The organism is Pseudomonas iridis, assembly GCF_017980685.1.
GTDB lineage: Bacteria > Pseudomonadota > Gammaproteobacteria > Pseudomonadales > Pseudomonadaceae > Aquipseudomonas > Aquipseudomonas iridis.
Genome location: NZ_JACXXO010000008.1, coordinates 37,158 through 56,450, shown reverse-complemented (window position 1 = coordinate 56,450; position 19,293 = coordinate 37,158). Strand labels below are relative to the sequence as shown.

Annotated in this window: 23 protein-coding genes; 17 read left to right on the top strand and 6 right to left on the bottom strand. The window is 60.4% G+C overall.

Annotation, left to right across the window (positions count from 1 at the left end):
- Positions 1-9: 9 nt before the first annotated feature.
- The 4 genes from IEQ42_RS14965 to pilG all read right to left on the bottom strand — a co-directional run bounded on the left by IEQ42_RS14965 (position 10) and on the right by pilG (position 3,605).
- Positions 10-2,070 carry a methyl-accepting chemotaxis protein gene (locus IEQ42_RS14965; RefSeq protein ID WP_210704030.1) on the bottom strand — a complete coding sequence of 687 codons (2,061 nt, stop codon included), beginning with the start codon at positions 2,068-2,070 and terminating at the stop codon, positions 10-12.
- Between the two features lie 154 nt (positions 2,071-2,224).
- Positions 2,225-2,764, bottom strand: coding sequence for a chemotaxis protein CheW (locus tag IEQ42_RS14960; RefSeq protein ID WP_150593608.1), 540 nt, complete (start codon positions 2,762-2,764; stop codon positions 2,225-2,227).
- 10 nt (positions 2,765-2,774) lie between these two features.
- Positions 2,775-3,140, bottom strand: a complete 366-nt coding sequence (gene pilH / locus IEQ42_RS14955) for a twitching motility response regulator PilH (RefSeq protein ID WP_042561532.1) — start codon at positions 3,138-3,140, stop codon at positions 2,775-2,777.
- 60 nt (positions 3,141-3,200) lie between these two features.
- On the bottom strand, positions 3,201-3,605 hold the full coding sequence (gene pilG, locus IEQ42_RS14950) for a twitching motility response regulator PilG (protein ID WP_116028398.1): 405 nt from the start codon (positions 3,603-3,605) through the stop codon (positions 3,201-3,203).
- A 225-nt stretch (positions 3,606-3,830) separates the two neighbouring features.
- Here pilG and gshB point away from each other — a divergent pair, with 225 nt between their 5' ends.
- The 7 genes from gshB to IEQ42_RS14915 all read left to right on the top strand — a co-directional run bounded on the left by gshB (position 3,831) and on the right by IEQ42_RS14915 (position 9,947).
- Complete coding sequence (gene gshB, locus IEQ42_RS14945; RefSeq protein ID WP_210704029.1) at positions 3,831-4,802, top strand: glutathione synthase; 972 nt, start codon at positions 3,831-3,833, stop codon at positions 4,800-4,802.
- Between the two features lie 153 nt (positions 4,803-4,955).
- On the top strand, positions 4,956-5,855 hold the full coding sequence (locus IEQ42_RS14940) for an energy transducer TonB (RefSeq protein ID WP_210704028.1): 900 nt from the start codon (positions 4,956-4,958) through the stop codon (positions 5,853-5,855).
- Between the two features lie 193 nt (positions 5,856-6,048).
- Positions 6,049-6,621 carry a YqgE/AlgH family protein gene (locus IEQ42_RS14935; protein ID WP_210704138.1) on the top strand — a complete coding sequence of 191 codons (573 nt, stop codon included), beginning with the start codon at positions 6,049-6,051 and terminating at the stop codon, positions 6,619-6,621.
- Positions 6,621-7,058, top strand: a complete 438-nt coding sequence (ruvX, locus tag IEQ42_RS14930; protein WP_042561537.1) for a Holliday junction resolvase RuvX — start codon at positions 6,621-6,623, stop codon at positions 7,056-7,058. Before IEQ42_RS14935 ends, ruvX begins: the two co-directional genes overlap by 1 nt.
- Positions 7,059-7,140: 82 nt before the next feature.
- Positions 7,141-7,647: a bifunctional pyr operon transcriptional regulator/uracil phosphoribosyltransferase PyrR gene (pyrR, locus tag IEQ42_RS14925; protein WP_042561538.1), complete on the top strand. Its 507-nt coding sequence runs from the start codon at positions 7,141-7,143 to the stop codon at positions 7,645-7,647.
- A 27-nt stretch (positions 7,648-7,674) separates the two neighbouring features.
- On the top strand, positions 7,675-8,679 hold the full coding sequence (locus tag IEQ42_RS14920; RefSeq protein WP_007913665.1) for an aspartate carbamoyltransferase catalytic subunit: 1,005 nt from the start codon (positions 7,675-7,677) through the stop codon (positions 8,677-8,679).
- Positions 8,676-9,947, top strand: a complete 1,272-nt coding sequence (locus tag IEQ42_RS14915; RefSeq protein ID WP_210704027.1) for a dihydroorotase — start codon at positions 8,676-8,678, stop codon at positions 9,945-9,947. Before IEQ42_RS14920 ends, IEQ42_RS14915 begins: the two co-directional genes overlap by 4 nt.
- Positions 9,948-10,040: 93 nt before the next feature.
- Here the strand turns inward: IEQ42_RS14915 and IEQ42_RS14910 are convergent, their stop codons facing one another.
- On the bottom strand, positions 10,041-10,475 hold the full coding sequence (locus tag IEQ42_RS14910) for an NINE protein (RefSeq protein ID WP_210704026.1): 435 nt from the start codon (positions 10,473-10,475) through the stop codon (positions 10,041-10,043).
- A gap of 248 nt (positions 10,476-10,723) precedes the next feature.
- Between IEQ42_RS14910 and IEQ42_RS14905 the strand changes: the two genes are divergently transcribed.
- On the top strand, positions 10,724-11,341 hold the full coding sequence (locus IEQ42_RS14905) for a C40 family peptidase (protein ID WP_210704025.1): 618 nt from the start codon (positions 10,724-10,726) through the stop codon (positions 11,339-11,341).
- Positions 11,342-11,452: 111 nt separating this feature from the next.
- Here the strand turns inward: IEQ42_RS14905 and IEQ42_RS14900 are convergent, their stop codons facing one another.
- Entirely contained in the window at positions 11,453-12,487 is a 1,035-nt protein-coding gene (locus IEQ42_RS14900) for a type IV pilus twitching motility protein PilT (RefSeq protein ID WP_007953348.1), read from the bottom strand.
- A 56-nt stretch (positions 12,488-12,543) separates the two neighbouring features.
- Between IEQ42_RS14900 and IEQ42_RS14895 the strand changes: the two genes are divergently transcribed.
- From IEQ42_RS14895 to hemW, 9 genes are all read left to right on the top strand, one after another.
- On the top strand, positions 12,544-13,230 hold the full coding sequence (locus IEQ42_RS14895) for a YggS family pyridoxal phosphate-dependent enzyme (RefSeq protein ID WP_150597569.1): 687 nt from the start codon (positions 12,544-12,546) through the stop codon (positions 13,228-13,230).
- Between the two features lie 23 nt (positions 13,231-13,253).
- Positions 13,254-14,072 carry a pyrroline-5-carboxylate reductase gene (gene proC, locus IEQ42_RS14890; RefSeq protein ID WP_210704024.1) on the top strand — a complete coding sequence of 273 codons (819 nt, stop codon included), beginning with the start codon at positions 13,254-13,256 and terminating at the stop codon, positions 14,070-14,072.
- A 10-nt stretch (positions 14,073-14,082) separates the two neighbouring features.
- A complete protein-coding gene (locus IEQ42_RS14885) occupies positions 14,083-14,673 on the top strand; it encodes a YggT family protein (protein ID WP_210704023.1) in 591 nt (196 codons plus the stop codon).
- On the top strand, positions 14,670-14,966 hold the full coding sequence (locus tag IEQ42_RS14880; protein WP_210704022.1) for a DUF167 domain-containing protein: 297 nt from the start codon (positions 14,670-14,672) through the stop codon (positions 14,964-14,966). The genes IEQ42_RS14885 and IEQ42_RS14880 overlap by 4 nt, the downstream gene beginning before the upstream one ends.
- Positions 14,967-15,259: 293 nt before the next feature.
- Positions 15,260-16,399 carry a homoserine O-succinyltransferase MetX gene (metX, locus tag IEQ42_RS14875; protein WP_210704021.1) on the top strand — a complete coding sequence of 380 codons (1,140 nt, stop codon included), beginning with the start codon at positions 15,260-15,262 and terminating at the stop codon, positions 16,397-16,399.
- A 7-nt stretch (positions 16,400-16,406) separates the two neighbouring features.
- Positions 16,407-17,027 (top strand): methionine biosynthesis protein MetW, encoded by a 621-nt coding sequence (metW, locus tag IEQ42_RS14870; protein ID WP_210704020.1) that lies wholly within the window; start codon positions 16,407-16,409, stop codon positions 17,025-17,027.
- Positions 17,028-17,045: 18 nt separating this feature from the next.
- The gene (locus IEQ42_RS14865) at positions 17,046-17,480 is read left to right on the top strand and encodes a DUF4426 domain-containing protein (RefSeq protein WP_210704019.1); all 435 of its coding nucleotides are present in this window, start codon (positions 17,046-17,048) and stop codon (positions 17,478-17,480) included.
- A complete protein-coding gene (gene rdgB, locus IEQ42_RS14860; RefSeq protein ID WP_042561550.1) occupies positions 17,477-18,073 on the top strand; it encodes an RdgB/HAM1 family non-canonical purine NTP pyrophosphatase in 597 nt (198 codons plus the stop codon). Before IEQ42_RS14865 ends, rdgB begins: the two co-directional genes overlap by 4 nt.
- Positions 18,070-19,275: a radical SAM family heme chaperone HemW gene (gene hemW, locus IEQ42_RS14855; protein WP_228731995.1), complete on the top strand. Its 1,206-nt coding sequence runs from the start codon at positions 18,070-18,072 to the stop codon at positions 19,273-19,275. The genes rdgB and hemW overlap by 4 nt, the downstream gene beginning before the upstream one ends.
- Positions 19,276-19,293 lie beyond the last annotated feature (18 nt).

Below are 19,293 nucleotides of genomic sequence, written 5' to 3'. Positions count from 1 at the left end.
CCGCTCCAATCACACTTTATCCGTCGCCGACGCGGACGCCGCCGGCAAGGTGAAACCGGACACCGAACGGCGCAACTGACTGGCCATTTTCGCCAGGTTGCCAATGCTTTCGGCGGTGGCCGTGGAGCCGGACGACGTCTGCGAGGTGATCTGCTGGATCACGTTCATGGTCAGGGAAATCTGCCCCGCCGAAGACGTCTGCTGCTGCGCCGCGTTGGAGATGCTTTGAATCAGCGCCGCGAGCGTCTTGGATACGCCTTCGATTTCTTCCAGTGCCACACCGGCATCCTGCGCCAGTCGCGCGCCGCGCACCACTTCGGTGGTGGTCTGTTCCATCGAAATGACGGCTTCGTTGGTGTCGGTCTGAATCGCCCGCACCAGGGTTTCGATCTGGCGTGTGGCGGCAGATGAACGCTCGGCCAAGCGCTGCACTTCGTCGGCGACCACGGCAAATCCGCGCCCGGCATCCCCGGCCATCGACGCCTGAATGGCGGCGTTGAGGGCGAGGATGTTGGTCTGGTCGGCAATGTCGTCGATCAGGCTGACGATGTCGCCGATTTCCTGAGACGACTCACCGAGACGCTTGATGCGTTTGGCGGTGTCCTGAATCTGTTCACGAATGTTGTCCATGCCGTGGATGGTGTTGTGCACCACCTCGTTGCCCTTGTTGGCAATTTCCACGGAGCGCTCGGCCACCGCCGAGGATTCGGCAGCGTTGGCCGACACCTGATCGATGGACTGGGCCATATCGCTGATCGCCGTCGACGCTTCGGAAATCTGCTGGGCCTGATGTTCCGAGGCCTGGGCCAGATGCATGGCAGTGGCCTGGGTTTCCTGCACAGCGGCGGCGACCTGGCCGGCGGTGAGGTTGATGGTCGCCACCAGATCGCGCAGTTGGTCGACGGAGTAGTTGATCGAGTCGGCAATGGTGCCGGTGAAGTCTTCGGTCACCGAAGCGGTCACGGTCAGATCGCCGTCAGCGAGATCTTCGATTTCGTCGAGCAAACGCATGATCGCGTTCTGGTTGCGCTCGTTCTTTTCTGCCGTTTCGCGCAGTTGCCGATTGGTCTCGCGCACCATTACCAGACCGATGAGGATGATCGAGGCCAGCGCCAGCAAGCCGAGCACGTAGCCGCCAATGGTGTCGGTGCTGCGCCCGCCGGCGAGGTTTTCGAAACCGTTGGCCAGGTGCGAGGCTTCGTCGAGCAGGGTTTGCGAGAGGCTGAAGATGTTGCTCGCTGATTCACGGACCTTGAACAGCTCCGGTGAGGTTTCGAGGATTTCATCCACAGAGCCGGAGACGAACTGGAACAGCTCGGAGATTTCACTCAGGCGAGCACGGGCGTCGCGGTCTTCGACCTGGCTGATTTTCAGCGCCGGGTTGCCCTGGAGCATGCCATTGAGCACCTGACCGAAACGCGTGGCATCGCGGCCGAAGGCATCCGCGGCTTGTTGCGAATTTTCATCGCCAGCGAGCACAGTGTTCACTGCGCCGAGGATGCGTTCAGCCAACAGCGACTGACGCTGGGCCATCGCCACTTGCGTTGCAGGAGCGCCGCGCTGCAAGAGAATTTCGACGACTTTTTCGTATTCGATCTGCAACTGCGGCACGGTTTCGGCCAGGGTCGCGGCGACCTGATGCAGCGACAGCACGGTCTGTTCACTGGAAAGAATGGCGTCGGTGTTTTTCAGCAGGCGTTCCCAATCGAGCTGCACGGCGCGCATTTCAGGGCGCACGGTGGACGGCGCCGGCGGCAGGCCGGTGGCCGGGTCGCCTTTTTTCAGGTAACCCCAGCGCTGGGCGAAATCGTTGCGGGCGTCACTCAGCAGTTTGAACGCGGCAGCCTTGCCAGCGGCGGCTTCGGTGGCGTTCTTGGCAATGCGTTGCGAGAGCACGCGCAGCTCACCGGCATGGCCGATGTACTGTTTATCGTAATTCGCCTGGGTGTTGAGGTACGCGAAGTTGGCGAACAACAGCATGATGAACACGATCAATGCAATGAACAGCACGATGATCTGCGAGCGACTGCGCGATCCCTCTGCTGACTTGCCTGTTTTTGCTTTTGTCATCGGTCCTCGCCTATTCCCGCGCCATTTGAAGCTCACCGAAAACCCTGTGGGAGCGGGCTTGCCCGCGATGAGGCCGGCACATCCGACATCTATAGTGACTGATCTGGTGCCATCGCGGGCAAGCCCGCTCCCACAGGGTTGGGTGGTGTTTCGACTAAATTGCGACGCTCATGAACACCGGGGATCTGGCCAGCGCAAACAAACTGAACACCCGCCAGTTCTGCTCGCGCCGGAAATAGCCTTTGACGAACTCGGCCTTCGAGCCCTGGCGCTTGCTGATCGACAGCGGTTCAAAACTGTCTTGCTCGAAGTGCTGCAAGCCGATGACTTCATCGACCATCAACCCGGCAAACACCTCCTCATGCTCGACTACCAATACCCGCCGCTGTTTGCGTAGCGGTGACAGTTCATGCCCGAAGAAACCGCACAGGTCCATGATCGGCAGCAAGCGCCCACGCAGGTTGGCCACACCCTTGACCCACGGTTTGACTCCGGGCAATTGGGTGAAGCGCGGTTCGTGCAGCACCTCGCTGACTTCGCCCATCGGCGCGACATACCAGTGTTCGCCGAGGCGAAACCCGATACCGCTCCAGCGATCCTGGCGCGCGGGTTGCGACGGCAGGTCCGCCGCCAACAAGCGGCAGCGCTGGTCGATCTGCCAGAGCAGTTCGAACGCAGTCAGTGTTTCGCTCATGGCTGCGCGATCAACCGTTCAGCACGTTGTTCAGGGTTTTGATCAGAGTGTCTTCGTCGACCGGTTTGGTCAGGTAATCCTTGGCGCCCTGGCGGGTGCCCCAGACCTTGTCGGTGTCCTGATCCTTGGTGGTGATGATGATCACCGGGATATGCCCGGTTTCCGGATCCTTGGTCAACTGACGAGTCGCCTGAAAACCGTTGAGGCCGGGCATGACGATGTCCATCAGCACCGCGTCGGGTTTTTCCTGACGGGCCAGTGCGACGCCGTCGGCGCCGTTTTCGGCCTTGAGCACTTGATGGCCGTGCTTTTCGAGCATGCCGGTCAGTTTGTACATTTCAGTCGGCGAATCATCGACGATCAGGATACGTGCCATGGTCTTCCCCATTTTTCTTGTCGACACCCGGCCCGCTGGCCGAGCGTCTCAGTGCTTTTCTTACTGCGGCAAAACGGCGGCAAAGCCCGGAACATGGGCCTGGATCGCGCTGAGCAGTTCTTCCTTGCTGAATGGTTTGGTCAAAAATTGATCGGAGCCGACAATCCGCCCCTTGGCCTTGTCGAACAACCCGTCCCGGGACGACAGCATGATCACCGGCGTGGCCTTGAACGCACTGTTGTTCTTGATTAAAGCGCAGGTCTGATAACCATCCAGACGCGGCATCATGATGTCGACGAAAATGATCCCGGGGTGGTTGTCGGCGATCTTCGCCAAAGCGTCGAAACCGTCGATTGCCGTGATGACTTCGCAACCGACATTCTTCAACAAGGTTTCGGCGGTACGGCGAATCGTTTTCGAGTCGTCGATCACCATGACCTTCAAGGCGCTGGACTGCTGTTCCATAAGAGGGCTCTACCGTCGCCTTTGCGAATCAAATTGTCCGTTTTGCTATCAGTAATGGCCGGAAACCCTTGATGTTCAAGGGCCGGCACTGCATGGCAGCCTTTTTAGCACAGTCTCCAGATGCAATCTATCGACGGGTTTTCCCTTGACCGAAAACCCTGCCGGCGCCACTCTGGCGGCACTTTTTTCATACCGATCCGGTAGCCAATTTTCGAGGAAAACCCAATGAGCGTTCGCGTCGGGATTGTCATGGACCCTATCGCCAGCATCTCCTATAAAAAGGATAGCTCGCTGGCCATGCTGCTGGCCGCGCAGAAGCGCGGCTGGGAACTGTTCTATATGGAACAGCGCGACCTGTATCAAGGTGAAGGTCAGGCACGGGCGCGCATGAAGCCGCTGAAAGTCTTCGCCAACCCGGAAAAATGGTTCGAACTGGACGCCGAGCAGGACAACCTGCTGAGCGATCTGGACGTGATCCTGATGCGCAAGGATCCGCCGTTCGACATGGAGTTCGTCTACTCCACCTACTTGCTTGAACAGGCCGAAACCGCCGGCGTGCTGGTGGTCAACAAGCCGCAGAGCCTGCGCGACTGCAACGAAAAGCTGTTCGCCACACTGTTCCCGCAGTGCACGCCGCCAACCGTGGTCAGCCGCCGCGCCGATGTGTTGCGCGAATTTGCCGCGAAACACGGCGACGTCATCCTCAAACCGCTGGACGGCATGGGCGGTACTTCGATCTTCCGTCACCGCGCTGGCGATCCGAACCTTTCGGTGATTCTGGAAACCCTGACCGCCCTCGGCGGCCAGCAGATCATGGGCCAGGCCTATCTGCCGGCGATCAAGGACGGCGACAAGCGCATCCTGATGATCGACGGTGAGCCGGTGGATTATTGCCTGGCGCGGATTCCGGCCCAGGGCGAAACCCGTGGCAACCTGGCGGCTGGCGGTCGCGGTGAAGCCCGTCCGTTGACCGACAAGGATCGCTGGATCGCTGCTCAAGTCGGCCCGACCTTGCGTGAAAAAGGCCTGCTGTTCGTTGGCCTCGATGTGATCGGCGAGCATCTGACCGAAATCAACGTCACCAGCCCGACCTGCATCCGTGAAATCGACAACGCTTTCGGCACCGACATTGGCGGCCTGCTCATGGATGCTATCGAGAAGAAGCTGCAAGCTTCTAGCCGCAAGCCACAAGCTTGAAGCCAGGCAACAAGCGTCTAACTTGCAGCTTGCAGCTCGAAACTTGCAGCTGCTTGTCTGCAGCTTGTCGCTTACCGCTTGAAGCTTGCAGCTAAAAACCAACATTGCGTTATCATGCCGTGCCCTTAAAAACGCGATGTTGGTTTTTGCCCCATGACCCTCCCGTCCGATCTGCCCACTGAACTCGCCCATCGTGGCGTGCGCCCGGCCGATCGCCTCGGATTTACCCTGTTCCTCGCCGCGCTGATTCATTTGGCGCTGCTGCTTGGCGTCGGTTTCACGATGGTCGAGCCGAAACAGATCAGCAAAACCCTGGAAATTACCCTCGCCACCTTCAAGAGCGAAAAGAAGCCCGAAAAAGCTGACTTTCTCGCTCAGGAAAATCAGGAAGGCAGCGGCACGCTGGACAAGAAGGCGACGCCGAAGACCACCGAGATCGCGCCGTTCCAGGACAATCAGGTCAAAAAAGTCACGCCGCCACCGGCCGCCAAGCCGCAAGTGCAGCAAGCCGCGCCCAAGGCTGCCGTAACTACGGTTGCGCCGAAGCCGAAGAAGGCTCCGACCAAGAAAGAAGAAACCAAAACCGAAGTCAAACCGTCGGTCGACGCGCCGACGTTCGACAGCTCGCAGCTGTCCAGCGACATCGCCAGCCTTGAAGCCGAGCTGGCCAAGGAACAACAGCTGTACGCCAAGCGCCCGCGAATCCACCGTTTGAGCGCTGCCTCGACCATGCGCGACAAGGGTGCCTGGTACAAAGACGACTGGCGCAAGAAGGTCGAACGTATCGGCAACCTCAACTACCCCGAGGAAGCACGGCGCAAGCAGATCTACGGCAATTTGCGCCTGATGGTGTCGATCAACCGCGACGGCTCGCTGTATGAAGTGCTGGTGCTGGAATCGTCCGGCCAGCCACTGCTGGATCAGGCCGCACAGCGCATCGTCCGACTGGCGGCGCCGTTTGCACCGTTTACGGGGGATCTGTCGGATATCGACCGACTGGAAATCATCCGCACCTGGAAATTCGCCCGGGGCGACAAGCTGTCCAGCAATTAAAGAACACCGTAGAACCCTGTGGGAGCGGGCTTGCCCGCGATGGGGCCGGCACATGCGGCATTGATCGTGACTGACCCGACGCCATCGCGGGCAAGCCCGCTCCCACAAAGATCAGCATCGCTCACGGCTTTTGCAGCATTTCCCAGACATCCTCAGCTTGTCAGTTCGCCCCTTGAACGCCACACTAGCGCACATGAAAAACGTCAGCCCCAGCTACCTCAAGCATCAATTCCTGATCGCCATGCCACACATGGCCGACCCGAACTTTGCCCATACCTTGACCTACATCGTCGAGCACACGGCCAATGGCGCCATGGGGATCGTGGTCAATCGACCGCAAGAGCTGAATCTGGCTGACATCCTCGAGCAATTGCGCCCGGACATCAATCCGCCGGCCCTCTGCCAGCACGTGCCGATCTTCATCGGCGGGCCGGTACAGACCGATCGCGGTTTTGTCCTGCACCCGGCGGGCAAGACCTTCCAGGCCACCGCCGAGCTTGAGGGCGACCTGGCACTGTCCACCTCGCAGGACGTGCTGTTCGCCATCGCTGACGGCATGGGCCCGGAAAAAAGCCTGATCGCGCTGGGTTACGCCGGTTGGGAAGCCGGGCAACTGGAGGCCGAAATGGCCGACAACGCCTGGCTGACCTGCCCGTACGACGCCGACATCCTGTTCAACACCCGCAGCGAACTGCGTCTGGAAGCGGCGGCCAGGCACTTGGGGATCAACCTAAACCTGCTGACCAGCCAGGCAGGGCACGCCTGATGGCCCTGCGCCTGATTCTCGGCTTCGACTACGGCACCAAACAGATCGGCGTAGCGGTCGGCCAGGTGATCACCGGCCAGGCCCGTGAGCTGTGCACCTTGAAAGCGCAGAACGGTGTTCCCGACTGGAACCAGGTCGAAGCGCTTATAAAGGAATGGAAACCCGACGCCGTCGTCGTCGGCCTGCCGTTGAACATGGACGGCACCCCCAGCGACATGTGCGTGCGCGCCGAGAAATTCGCCCGCCGCCTCAACGGCCGCTACAACCTGCCCTTCTATACCCACGATGAACGTCTGACCACGTTCGAAGCCAAGGGCGAGCGCCTGGCGCGTGGCGGTCAGAAGGGCAGTTACCGCGACAACCCGGTGGACGCCATCGCTGCCGCTCTGCTGTTGCAGGGCTGGCTCGATGAAAACACTGCTTTATTTGAATCCTGACAAGCGCTACGGCGCTTTTCTTTTGGCTAAAACCTCGAGCCACCTCCGGCAGGACGGAGCTCGGGGCGAAGAAGGAGCAACCATGAGTCTGCCCAATCCCGCCGATCTGATCAGCCAGATGGCGATCCGCCTCAAGGCGCACCTTGCTCAACGCGGCATCAGCGAACCGCGGTACATCGGTATCCGTACCGGCGGCATCTGGGTCGCGCAGGCGCTGCTCAAGGAACTGGGCAGCGACGCGCCGCTGGGCACGCTGGATGTTTCCTTCTACCGCGACGACTTCAGCCAGAACGGCCTGCACCCGCAAGTGCGCCCGTCCGCCCTGCCCTTCGAGATCGAAGGCCAGCATCTGGTGCTGATCGACGACGTGCTGATGAGCGGGCGCACCATCCGCGCCGCCATGAACGAATTGTTCGACTACGGTCGCCCGGCCAGCGTGACGCTGGTCTGCCTGCTCGACCTGGAAGCTGGCGAACTGCCGATCCGCCCGAACGTGGTCGGCGCGACCCTGTCGCTGGCCGCTCACGAGCGCGTGAAGCTGTCCGGTCCCGAGCCGCTGACGCTCGAACTGCAAGATTTCACCCTTTAATCCGCCCTATTGAGAGTCCCCCTCGCGATGACGCCTCTAGATACCAAGCGCCCGCTGCAGCTCAATGATCAGGGCCAGCTGCGCCACTTCCTCTCGCTCGACGGTCTGCGCCGCGAGTTGCTGACGGAAATCCTCGACACTGCCGACTCGTTCCTTGAAGTCGGCGCCCGGGCGGTGAAAAAAGTCCCATTGTTGCGCGGCAAGACCGTGTGCAACGTGTTCTTCGAAAACTCCACCCGCACCCGCACCACCTTCGAACTCGCCGCCCAGCGGCTGTCGGCGGATGTGATCACCCTGAACGTGTCGACCTCGTCGGCAAGCAAAGGTGAAACCCTGCTCGACACCCTGCGCAACCTGGAAGCGATGGCCGCCGACATGTTCGTCGTGCGCCACGGTGATTCCGGCGCTGCGCACTTCATCGCCGAGCATGTTTGCCCACAGGTGGCGATCATCAATGGCGGCGACGGCCGTCACGCGCACCCGACGCAAGGCATGCTCGACATGCTGACCATCCGTCGGCACAAGGGCGGTTTCGAAAACCTCTCCGTGGCCATCGTCGGCGACATCCTGCACTCGCGGGTGGCGCGCTCGAACATGCTCGCCCTGAAAACCCTCGGCTGCCCGGACATCCGCGTGATCGCGCCGAAAACCCTGCTGCCGATCGGCATTGAGCAATACGGCGTCAAGGTCTACACCGACATGACCGAAGGCCTGAAAGACGTCGACGTGGTGATCATGCTGCGCCTGCAACGTGAGCGCATGACCGGCGGCCTGCTGCCGAGCGAAGGCGAGTTCTATCGCCTGTTCGGCCTGACCACCGCGCGCCTGGCCGGAGCCAAACCCGATTGCATCGTCATGCACCCGGGGCCGATCAACCGTGGGGTGGAAATCGAGTCGGCAGTGGCCGATGGCCCGCACTCGGTGATCCTCAATCAGGTCACCTACGGCATCGCGATTCGTATGGCCGTGCTGTCCATGGCCATGAGCGGGCAGACTGCCCAGCGCCAATTCGAGCAGGAGAACGCCCAGTGAAGCTCAGCATTCTCGGCGCACGCGTCATCGATCCAAGCAGTGGCCTGGATCAAATCACCGACATTCACATTGAAGCCTGCAAGATCATCGCCCTCGGCGCGACGCCGGCCGGTTTCAGCGCGGTGGAAACCATTGATGCCACAGGTCTGGTGGCCGCTCCGGGCCTGGTCGACCTCAACGTCGCCCTGCGCGAACCGGGCTACAGCCGCAAAGGCTCGATCGCCAGCGAAACCCGCGCCGCAGCGGCCGGCGGTGTGACCAGCCTGTGCTGCCCGCCGCAAACCAAACCGGTGCTCGACACCTCCGCTGTGGCCGAACTGATCCTCGACCGCGCCCGCGAGGCCGGCAATACCAAGGTGTTCCCGATTGGCGCCTTGAGCAAAGGTCTGGACGGTGAGCAGCTCGCCGAGCTGGTTGCCCTGCGCGACGCCGGTTGTGTGGCGTTCGGCAACGGACTGGAGAGTTTCCGCAACACCCGCACCCTGTGCCGGGCGCTGGATTACGCGGCGACGTTCGACCTGACGGTGATCTTCAACTCGCAGGATCACGATCTGGCCGAAGGTGGCCTGGCCCATGAAGGCGCGGTGGCCAGTTTCCTCGGCCTGCCGGGGATTCCGGAAACCGCTGAAACGGTGGCGCTGGCTCGGGACCTGTTGCTGGTCGAGCAGACCGGCGTGCGCGCGCACTTCAGCCAACTGACCAGTGCTCGCGGTGTTGCGCTGATCGCTCAGGCTCAGGCCCGTGGTCTGAAGGTGACGGCGGATGTGGCGCTGTATCAGTTGATTCTGACCGACGAAGCGCTGATCGACTTCAGCAGCCTCTATCACGTGCAGCCACCGCTGCGCACCCGCGCTGACCGCGATGGCCTGCGCGAAGCAGTGAAGTCGGGGGTGATCTCGGCGATTTCCAGCCACCACCAACCCCATGAGCGTGACGCCAAACTGGCACCGTTCGGCGCGACTGAACCGGGCATCAGCAGCGTAGAACTGCTGCTGCCGCTGGCGATGACGCTGGTTGAGGATGGTTTGCTCGATCTGCCGACCTTGCTGGCTCGCATGAGCGCCGGCCCGGCCGAGGCACTGCGACTGCCGGCGGGCAAACTGGCGGTGGGCGGTGCGGCGGATATCGTACTGTTCGATCCGACGGCATCGACGGTGGCCGGTGAACACTGGCTGTCGAGAGGCGAGAACTGCCCGTTCATGGGTCACAGCTTGCCGGGTGTGGTTCGCTATACGCTGGTGGATGGGCGGATCAGCCACCAGGCCTAATACCGCGTCGCCCCATTCGCGAGCAGGCTCGCTCCCACATTGGATCTGTGAACGACACAAATCCTCTGTGGGAGCGAGCCTGCTCGCGAAGACTTACTGGAAGGTGCCTCTGCCTTCAGCGTTACGCACCGAGACCTGATCATTCAGTGTCCAGAAGTCATACAGCACGCCAATGAAGAACAACCCGCCGGTCAGCAGGTACAACAAGCCGGTGATCCACTTGCCCTGGTACATCCGGTGCACGCCCAGCACGCCGAGAAACGTCAGCAGAATCCACGCCACGTTGTACTCGATCGGCCCGTCGGCAAAGCGCAGATCTGCTTCGCGATCCATTGCCGGGATCAGAAACAGGTCGATCAGCCAGCCGATTCCCAGCAAACCGAAGGTGAAGAACCAGATCGTCCCGGTCACAGGCTTGCCGTAATAAAAGCGATGGGCACCGGTAAATCCGAAGATCCACAGCAGGTAACCGATGATTTTGCTGTGGGTGGTTTTTTCCTTCACACGGGGTAGCTGATAGCTGTTCATGAAGACCTCGATGCACTCGATAGATAAATATTCTTGAATTCTTTGTGACTTTTTTACAGGTAGCCGACGTATGGCAAATGTTACCGTCGCTACCGTGAAAGCCTTATAGCACCGGACCTCTGTCCGACAATCGCGTCAATTTGCCGCTTATTTGGTTCCGTTGCCTCCCGTTTGAATCGACCAACGGCCTCGGAAGTCACAAAAAAGCTGTTATAAAGTTGCGCGCTATCACTTAAGAGCCACGCCTAATGCGACCATTTTTCAAGACATGGCTAACTATTTGCCTATTAATGCCACTGGCCGCCCACGCCACCAATCGTGAGCAACGTCTTCCTAACGTTAACGGCTTCACCCCTAAATCCCACGCTTCTGCCCCATCGAGCAAAAGCAAACAAAGCAAAATCACCACGCTGAGCAGCAAAAGCCGCAGCAGCCTGGTACCGCCGATGGCTAGCAAGGAAAGCAGCAATGTCCTGAGCCGCGCCGTAAACGTCCTCGGTACTCCTTATCGTTGGGGCGGCAGCAGCCCAAGTAAAGGCTTTGATTGCAGCGGCCTGGTGAAATACGCGTTCAACGACGCCACATTCGACCTGCCACGCACTTCCAATGCCATGGCCAGCGGCCACGGTGAGAAGGTCGACCGCAAGGATTTGAAACCGGGCGACCTGATTTTCTTCAAGCTCAAGAGCCGTCGGGTCAACCACGTTGCCATCTACCTGGGCAACGACCGCTTTATCCACGCGCCACGTCGTGGCAAGTCGGTGAGCATCGATACGCTGAACAAGCCGTATTGGCAGAAACATTACGTGGTTGCCAAGCGTGTATTACCGAAAGAGCAAAGCCAGATGCGTGTGGTTCAACGCTAAAGGTCAAAAGATCGCAGCCTTCGGCAGCTCTTACACAGGTCATGTTCGTCCACATATCGCGGATGAACACAAACACCTGTAGGAGCTGCCGAAGGCTGCGATCTTTTGCTTTTAAAAGTTATCCGGCGTGCGCGCCTTCTCCCGCGCATGCTCGCGACTGATCAAACCCTTGGTCACCAGATCTTTCAGGCACATATCCAGTGTCTGCATCCCCAGCGACCCACCGGTCTGAATCGCCGAATACATCTGCGCCACCTTGTCCTCGCGGATCAGGTTACGGATCGCCGACGTTCCCAGCATGATTTCGTGCGCCGCCACCCGCCCGCCGCCAATCTTCTTGATCAACGTCTGCGAGACCACTGCCAGCAGTGACTCCGACAGCATCGAACGCACCATGGATTTCTCGTCACCGGGGAACACGTCCACCACCCGGTCGATGGTTTTCGCGGCCGACGTCGTGTGCAGCGTGCCGAACACCAGGTGCCCGGTCTCGGCGGCAGTCAGCGCCAGGCGAATGGTCTCCAGGTCGCGCATCTCGCCCACCAGGATCACGTCCGGGTCTTCTCGCAGCGCTGAACGCAGAGCCGTAGCGAAACTGCGGGTATCGCGGTGGACTTCACGCTGATTGATCAGGCATTTGCGCGACTCGTGAACAAATTCGATCGGGTCTTCGATGGTCAGGATGTGATGGTGGCGATGGGTGTTGAGGTAGTCGATCATCGCCGCCAGCGTGGTCGACTTGCCGGAACCGGTCGGCCCGGTGACCAGCACCAACCCGCGCGGAGCATCGGTGATCTTGCGGAAGACGTCGCCCATGGCGAGGTCTTCCATGCTCAGCACTTTCGAGGGAATGGTGCGAAACACGGCACCCGCGCCACGATTCTGATTGAAGGCATTGACCCGAAAGCGCGCTACGCCGGGGACTTCGAAGGAAAAGTCGGTTTCCAGATGTTTCTCGAAGTCGACCCGCTGGGTATCGTTCATGATGTCGTAGATCAATTCGTGCACTTGCTTGTGATCCAGCGCCGGCAGATTGATCCGCCGCACATCGCCATCGACGCGGATCATCGGCGGCAGACCGGCCGACAGGTGCAGGTCGGAAGCGCCCTGTTTGGCGCTGAAGGCCAGCAGTTCAGTGATATCCATAGCGCTCCTCAATTCCAGTAGAATGCCGCGAACCTTCAGACCCACGGCGCCTCTTGATGTCCACGATAGCAGACAACATCCTTCAGGTTAGTTCGCGCATCCAGGCCGCCACCGCTGCTGCCGGACGCGCTGAAAACAGCGTGCAGTTGCTGGCCGTGAGCAAAACCAAACCTGCCGAGGCGCTGCGCGAAGCTCATGCCGCCGGTCTGCGGGACTTTGGCGAGAACTATCTGCAAGAGGCCCTGAGCAAACAGCTCGAACTGGCCGACCTGCCCTTGATCTGGCACTTCATCGGCCCCATTCAATCGAACAAGACTCGCGCGATTGCCGAGCATTTCGAATGGGTGCACTCCGTGGATCGTCTGAAAATTGCCCAGCGCCTGTCCGAACAGCGCCCGGCCGACCTGCCGCCGCTGAACATCTGCATTCAGGTCAACGTCAGCGGTGAAGCCAGCAAGTCCGGCTGCACCCCGGCCGACCTGCCGGCGCTGGCGAATGCCATCAGCGCCCTGCCACGCCTTAAGCTGCGCGGCTTGATGGCGATTCCCGAGCCGACCGAAGATCGCGCCGAACAGGACGCCGCGTTTGCTGCCGTGCAACGTTTGCAGGCCAGCCTGAATCTGCCACTCGACACACTTTCCATGGGCATGAGCCATGACCTTGAGTCGGCCATTGCCCAAGGCGCCACCTGGGTGCGGATTGGTACCGCCCTGTTTGGCGCACGCGACTATTCCCAATCTTGAAATTTTCCAGATAAGGACCTGACATGAGCAACACACGTATTGCCTTCATCGGTGCCGGCAACATGGCCGCCAGTTTGATCGGCGGCCTGCGGGCCAAGGGTCTGGAAGCTGCACACATCCGCGCCAGCGACCCGGGCGAAGAAACCCGCGCCAAGGTCAGTGCCGAACACGGCATTGAAACTTTCGCCGACAACGCTCAGGCCATCGAAGGCGTCGACGTTGTGGTGCTGGCGGTCAAACCACAGGCGATGAAAGCCGTTTGCGAAGCGATTCGCCCGAGCCTCAAACCCGATCAACTGGTGGTCTCCATTGCGGCGGGCATTACCTGCGCGAGCATGACTGCATGGCTAGGCGAGCAGCCGATCGTACGTTGCATGCCCAACACCCCGGCGCTGCTGCGTCAGGGCGTGAGTGGCCTGTACGCCACCCGCGAAGTGACTGCCGAACAACGCCAGCAAGCCGAAGAACTGCTGTCCGCCGTCGGCATCGCACTGTGGCTGAATGAAGAACAACAACTCGATGCAGTGACCGCCGTATCCGGCTCCGGCCCTGCGTACTTCTTCCTGCTGATCGAAGCCATGACCGCCGCCGGCGTCAAACTCGGGCTGCCGAAAGAAACCGCTGAACAACTGACCCTGCAAACCGCACTGGGCGCCGCGCACATGGCAGCGGCCAGTGACGTCGATGCTGCCGAACTGCGTCGTCGCGTGACCTCGCCGGCCGGTACCACCGAAGCCGCAATCAAATCGTTCCAGGCCGGGGGCTTCGAAGCTCTGGTGGAAAAAGCACTCGGCGCCGCCGCGCACCGCTCGGCCGAAATGGCCGAACAACTGGGCAAATAAGGAGCCTTACATGATTGGATTGAACACTGCAGCGGTTTACGTGCTGCAAACCCTCGGCAGCCTGTACCTGCTGATCGTACTGCTGCGCTTTGTCCTGCAACTGGTGCGGGCGAACTTCTACAACCCGCTCTGCCAGTTCATCGTCAAAGCGACTCAGCCGCTGCTCAAGCCACTGCGCCGGATCATCCCGAGCATGTTCGGTCTGGACATGTCGTCGCTGGTGCTGGCGATTCTGGTGCAACTGGCGCTGATGGCGCTGACCCTGCTGCTGACTTACGGCACCATCGGCAACCCGCTGCAACTGCTTGTCTGGTCGCTGATCGGCGTGACTGCGCTGTTCCTGAAGATCTTCTTCTTTGCCCTGATCATCAGCGTGATCCTGTCCTGGGTCGCTCCGGGCAGCCACAACCCGGGCGCTGAGCTGGTCAACCAGATCTGCGAGCCGGCACTGGCGCCGTTCCGCAAATTCCTGCCTAACCTCGGTGGTCTGGATCTCTCGCCGATCTTCGCCTTCCTCGCGCTGAAGCTGATCGACATGCTGGTGATCAACAATCTGGCGGCGATGACGATGATGCCGGAAATCCTCCGTCTGCTGATGTGAGCTGGTTTCGTTGGGACGGTGACGACCTGATTCTGGAGTGTCACCTGCAACCGGCAGCCCGTAGCGATGATTTCTGCGGGCTGCACGGTGATCGCCTGAAAATCCGCCTGACTGCGCCACCGGTCGAGGGCAAGGCCAATGCGTATCTGATGGGCTTTCTGGCCAAGGCTTTTGGGGTGTCCAAGAGCCAGGTCAGCTTGCTCAGTGGCGAGTTGAACCGGCAGAAACGGGTGAAGATTTGCTCGCCGAAGAAGTTGCCGGATTTGCCGGGGCTGGTTGCGCGTTCGTCCTGATTCTTGCGTCGCCTGCGCCCCTCACCCCAGCCCTCTCCCGAGGGAGAGGGGGCCGATCTTCGGTGTTTTCGGGGCCTGAGCTCCCCCACTTAGTGCCCCTCGCCGCTGGATCAGGGAGCCGATTCTGGTGCTTTTCAAGGCCTGAGTTCGGCTCGATAAATCAGGTCGGTGTAGCTCGAGAGAACCCCTCGGTCAGTCCCCTCTCCCTCTGGGAGAGGGTTAGGGTGAGGGCTGCTTGCTGCTAACCCCCGCGGTCTTTAGACTTACGCCTCATTTCAACGAGAGCAGGGTCGATGCCAACTGCCTTTCCCCCCGATTCTGTTGGTCTGGTGACGCCGCAAACGGCGCACTTCAGCGAACCTCTGGCCCTGGCCTGTGGCCGGTCGCTGCCAGCCTATGACCTGATCTACGAAACCTACGGCACGCTGAACGCACAGGCGAGCAACGCCGTGCTGATCTGCCACGCCTTGTCCGGCCATCATCACGCAGCCGGTTATCACAGCGTCGACGACCGCAAACCCGGTTGGTGGGACAGCTGCATCGGCCCCGGCAAACCGATCGACACCAGCAAATTCTTCGTGGTCAGCCTGAATAATCTGGGCGGCTGCAACGGCTCCACCGGCCCGAGCAGCATCAACCCTGAGACCGGCAAACCGTTTGGTGCCGACTTCCCGGTGCTCACCGTGGAAGACTGGGTGCACAGCCAGGCGCGTCTCGCTGACCTGCTCGGCATCGGCCAGTGGGCCGCGGTGATCGGCGGCAGCCTCGGTGGTATGCAGGCGCTGCAATGGACCATCACTTATCCGGATCGCGTGCGTCACTGCCTGGCCATCGCCTCGGCGCCCAAGCTGTCGGCGCAGAACATCGCGTTCAATGAAGTGGCGCGCCAGGCGATTCTCACCGACCCGGAATTCCACGGTGGTTCGTTCCAGGAAGCGGGTGTAATCCCCAAGCGCGGCCTGATGCTGGCGCGCATGGTCGGCCATATCACCTACCTGTCCGACGACTCGATGGGCGAGAAATTTGGCCGTGGCCTGAAGAGCGAGAAGCTCAACTACGACTTCCACAGTGTCGAGTTCCAGGTCGAAAGCTACCTGCGTTATCAGGGCGAAGAGTTCTCCGGACGCTTCGACGCCAACACCTATCTGTTGATGACCAAGGCGCTGGATTACTTTGATCCTGCGGCGAACTTCGACGATAACCTGGCGAAAACCTTCGAGAACGCCACGGCCAGGTTCTGCGTGATGTCTTTCACCACCGACTGGCGCTTCTCCCCGGCGCGCTCGCGTGAGCTGGTGGATGCACTGATGGCGGCGCGCAAAGACGTCAGCTATCTGGAAATCGACGCACCGCAGGGCCACGACGCCTTCCTGATTCCGATCCCTCGCTACTTGCAGGCGTTCGGCAATTACATGAACCGCATCACGCTGTGAGAAAGCCATGAGAGCTGATCTGGAAATCATCCAGGAATGGATCCCCGCCGGCAGCCGCGTCCTCGACCTCGGTTGCGGTGACGGCGAACTGCTGACCTGGCTGCGCGACAACAAGCAGGTCACCGGTTATGGCCTGGAAAACGACGCTGACAACATTGCCCAGTGCGTGGCCAAAGGCGTCAACGTCATCGAGCAGGACCTGGACAAGGGCCTCGGCAACTTTGCCAGCAACAGTTTCGACATCGTCGTCATGACCCAGGCCCTGCAAGCGGTGCACTACCCGGACAAGATCCTCGACGAAATGCTGCGGGTCGGTCGTCAGTGCATCATCACCTTCCCCAATTTCGGCCACTGGCGCTGCCGCTGGTACCTGGCGAGCAAGGGGCGCATGCCAGTGTCGGAGTTTTTGCCCTACACCTGGTACAACACGCCGAACATTCACTTTTGCACCTTCGAAGACTTTGAAGAACTTTGCCGCGAACGTGACGCGAAGGTCATTGATCGGCTTGCCGTGGATCAACAGCACCGCCACGGGTGGGCCAGTAAGCTATGGCCTAATCTGTTAGGTGAGATTGGTATCTACCGCGTCAGCAGCCCGGTAGTGGCAGATCACCAAATCGCGGTCTGACATTCGAGGAGAACGAGCATGAGACGTTTGATTGGCACGCTGTTGGCGGCATGTCTGAGCTTTTCGGCGGTCGCCGCCGACGCGATCAAGGGCGAGCGCAAGGAAGTGTTTGGTGATGTCACCGTTCACTACAACACCTTTAATTCCACCTTTCTGACGCCTGACATCGCCAAGGCTGCCGAACTGATCCGCAGCAAGAACCAAGGCGTGATCAATGTCTCGGTGATCAAGGACGGCAAACCATTGATCGCCAATGTCACCGGCACGGTCAAAGACCTGACCAGCAAAAGCGTGCCGCTGAACTTCCGCCAGGTCACCGAAAAGGGCGCGATCTATTACATCGCCCAGTACCCGGTGGAACAGCAGGAAACCCGCACCTTTGAAATCAAGGTGCAGAATGGCGACAAGATCAACACCATCAATTTCAACCAAGAACTTTTCCCCGGCGAATGATGAACCTCAAGCAGCTCGTACTGGCCAGCCACAACGCCGGCAAACTCAAGGAACTCCAGGCCATGCTCGGCGAGTCGGTGCAACTGCGCTCGATCGGTGAGTGGAGCAACGTGGAGCCGGAAGAAACCGGTCTGTCGTTCGTCGAGAACGCGATCCTCAAGGCGCGCAATGCCGCACGCATTTCCGGGCTGCCGGCGCTGGCCGACGATTCCGGTCTGGCCGTGGATTTCCTCGGCGGTGCGCCTGGCATCTACTCGGCGCGGTACGCCGACGGCAAGGGCGATGCGGCGAACAACGCCAAACTGCTCGATGCCTTGAAGGACGTTCCTGAGGCCGAGCGCGGCGCGCAGTTCGTTTGTGTTCTGGCACTGGTGCGTCACGCCGACGATCCGCTACCGATCCTCTGCGAAGGCTTGTGGCACGGGCGCATGCTGACGGCGGCCAGCGGCGAACACGGTTTTGGTTACGACCCGCTGTTCTGGGTGCCGGAGCGTGATTGCTCCAGCGCCGAGCTGACGCCTGCCGACAAGAACCAGATCAGCCACCGCGCCCGTGCAATGGATCTGCTGCGCCAGCGTCTGGGCTTGAAATGACCGGTAACTCCTCTGCGTCGTCGCTGATAGTCGGCGGCGCCGCTTCTTCGCCACGGGCGCCATTGCAGACATTGCCGCCCCTGTCGTTGTACATCCACATCCCGTGGTGTGTGCGCAAATGCCCGTATTGCGACTTCAACTCGCACACCGCCAGCCCGGTGCTGCCGGAGCAGGAGTACGTCGACGCGTTGCTGGCGGATCTCGATCAGGATCTGCATGCGGTCTACGGTCGCGAAATCAGCTCGATTTTCTTCGGTGGCGGTACGCCGAGCCTGTTCAGTGCCGAGGCGCTCGGGCGTTTGCTGGAGGGCGTCGAGCAGCGCATTCCGTTTGCTCACGACATTGAAATCACGCTGGAAGCCAACCCCGGCACCTTCGAGCAAGAGAAGTTCGTTGCGTATCGCAAGCTGGGGATCAATCGCCTGTCGATCGGTATCCAGAGTTTCCAGCAGGAAAAACTCGAGGCCCTCGGCCGTATCCATAACGGCGACGAAGCGGTGCGCGCCGCTGGCATGGCGCGGCAGGCCGGGTTCGATAACTTCAATCTCGACTTGATGCATGGCCTGCCCGATCAGTCGCTGGACGATGCGCTGAGCGATCTGCGCCAGGCCATCGAACTGAATCCCACGCATATCTCCTGGTACCAACTGACGCTGGAGCCGAACACCGTGTTCTGGAATCAGCCGCCTGTGCTGCCGGAAGACGACACGCTGTGGGACATTCAAGAAGCCGGGCAAGCGCTGCTGGCCGAGCACGGTTATGCGCAATACGAAGTGTCGGCCTATGCCCAAATCGGCCGCCCGGCGCGGCATAACCTCAATTACTGGAGTTTCGGCGACTTCATCGGCATCGGCGCGGGTGCGCATGGCAAGCTCAGCCATCCGGACGGGCGCATCGTGCGCACCTGGAAAACGCGCTTGCCGAAGGACTACCTCAACCCGGCAAAAAGCTTTCAGGCTGGCGAAAAAGCCCTGACCAATGACGAGATGCCGTTCGAGTTTCTGATGAATGCTTTGCGCCTGACCGCTGGCGTCGAATCGCGCCTGTATCCGCAGCGCACGGGGCTGTCGCTGGAAAGCCTCGCCGAAGGCCGGGCAGCCGCAGAACAAAGCGGTCTGTTGCAGGTCGAACCGTCACGTCTGGCGGCCACCGAGCGCGGACAGCTGTTCCTCAATGACTTGCTGCAACAATTTCTGAACTGATTTCAGTGCTAAGGGAAA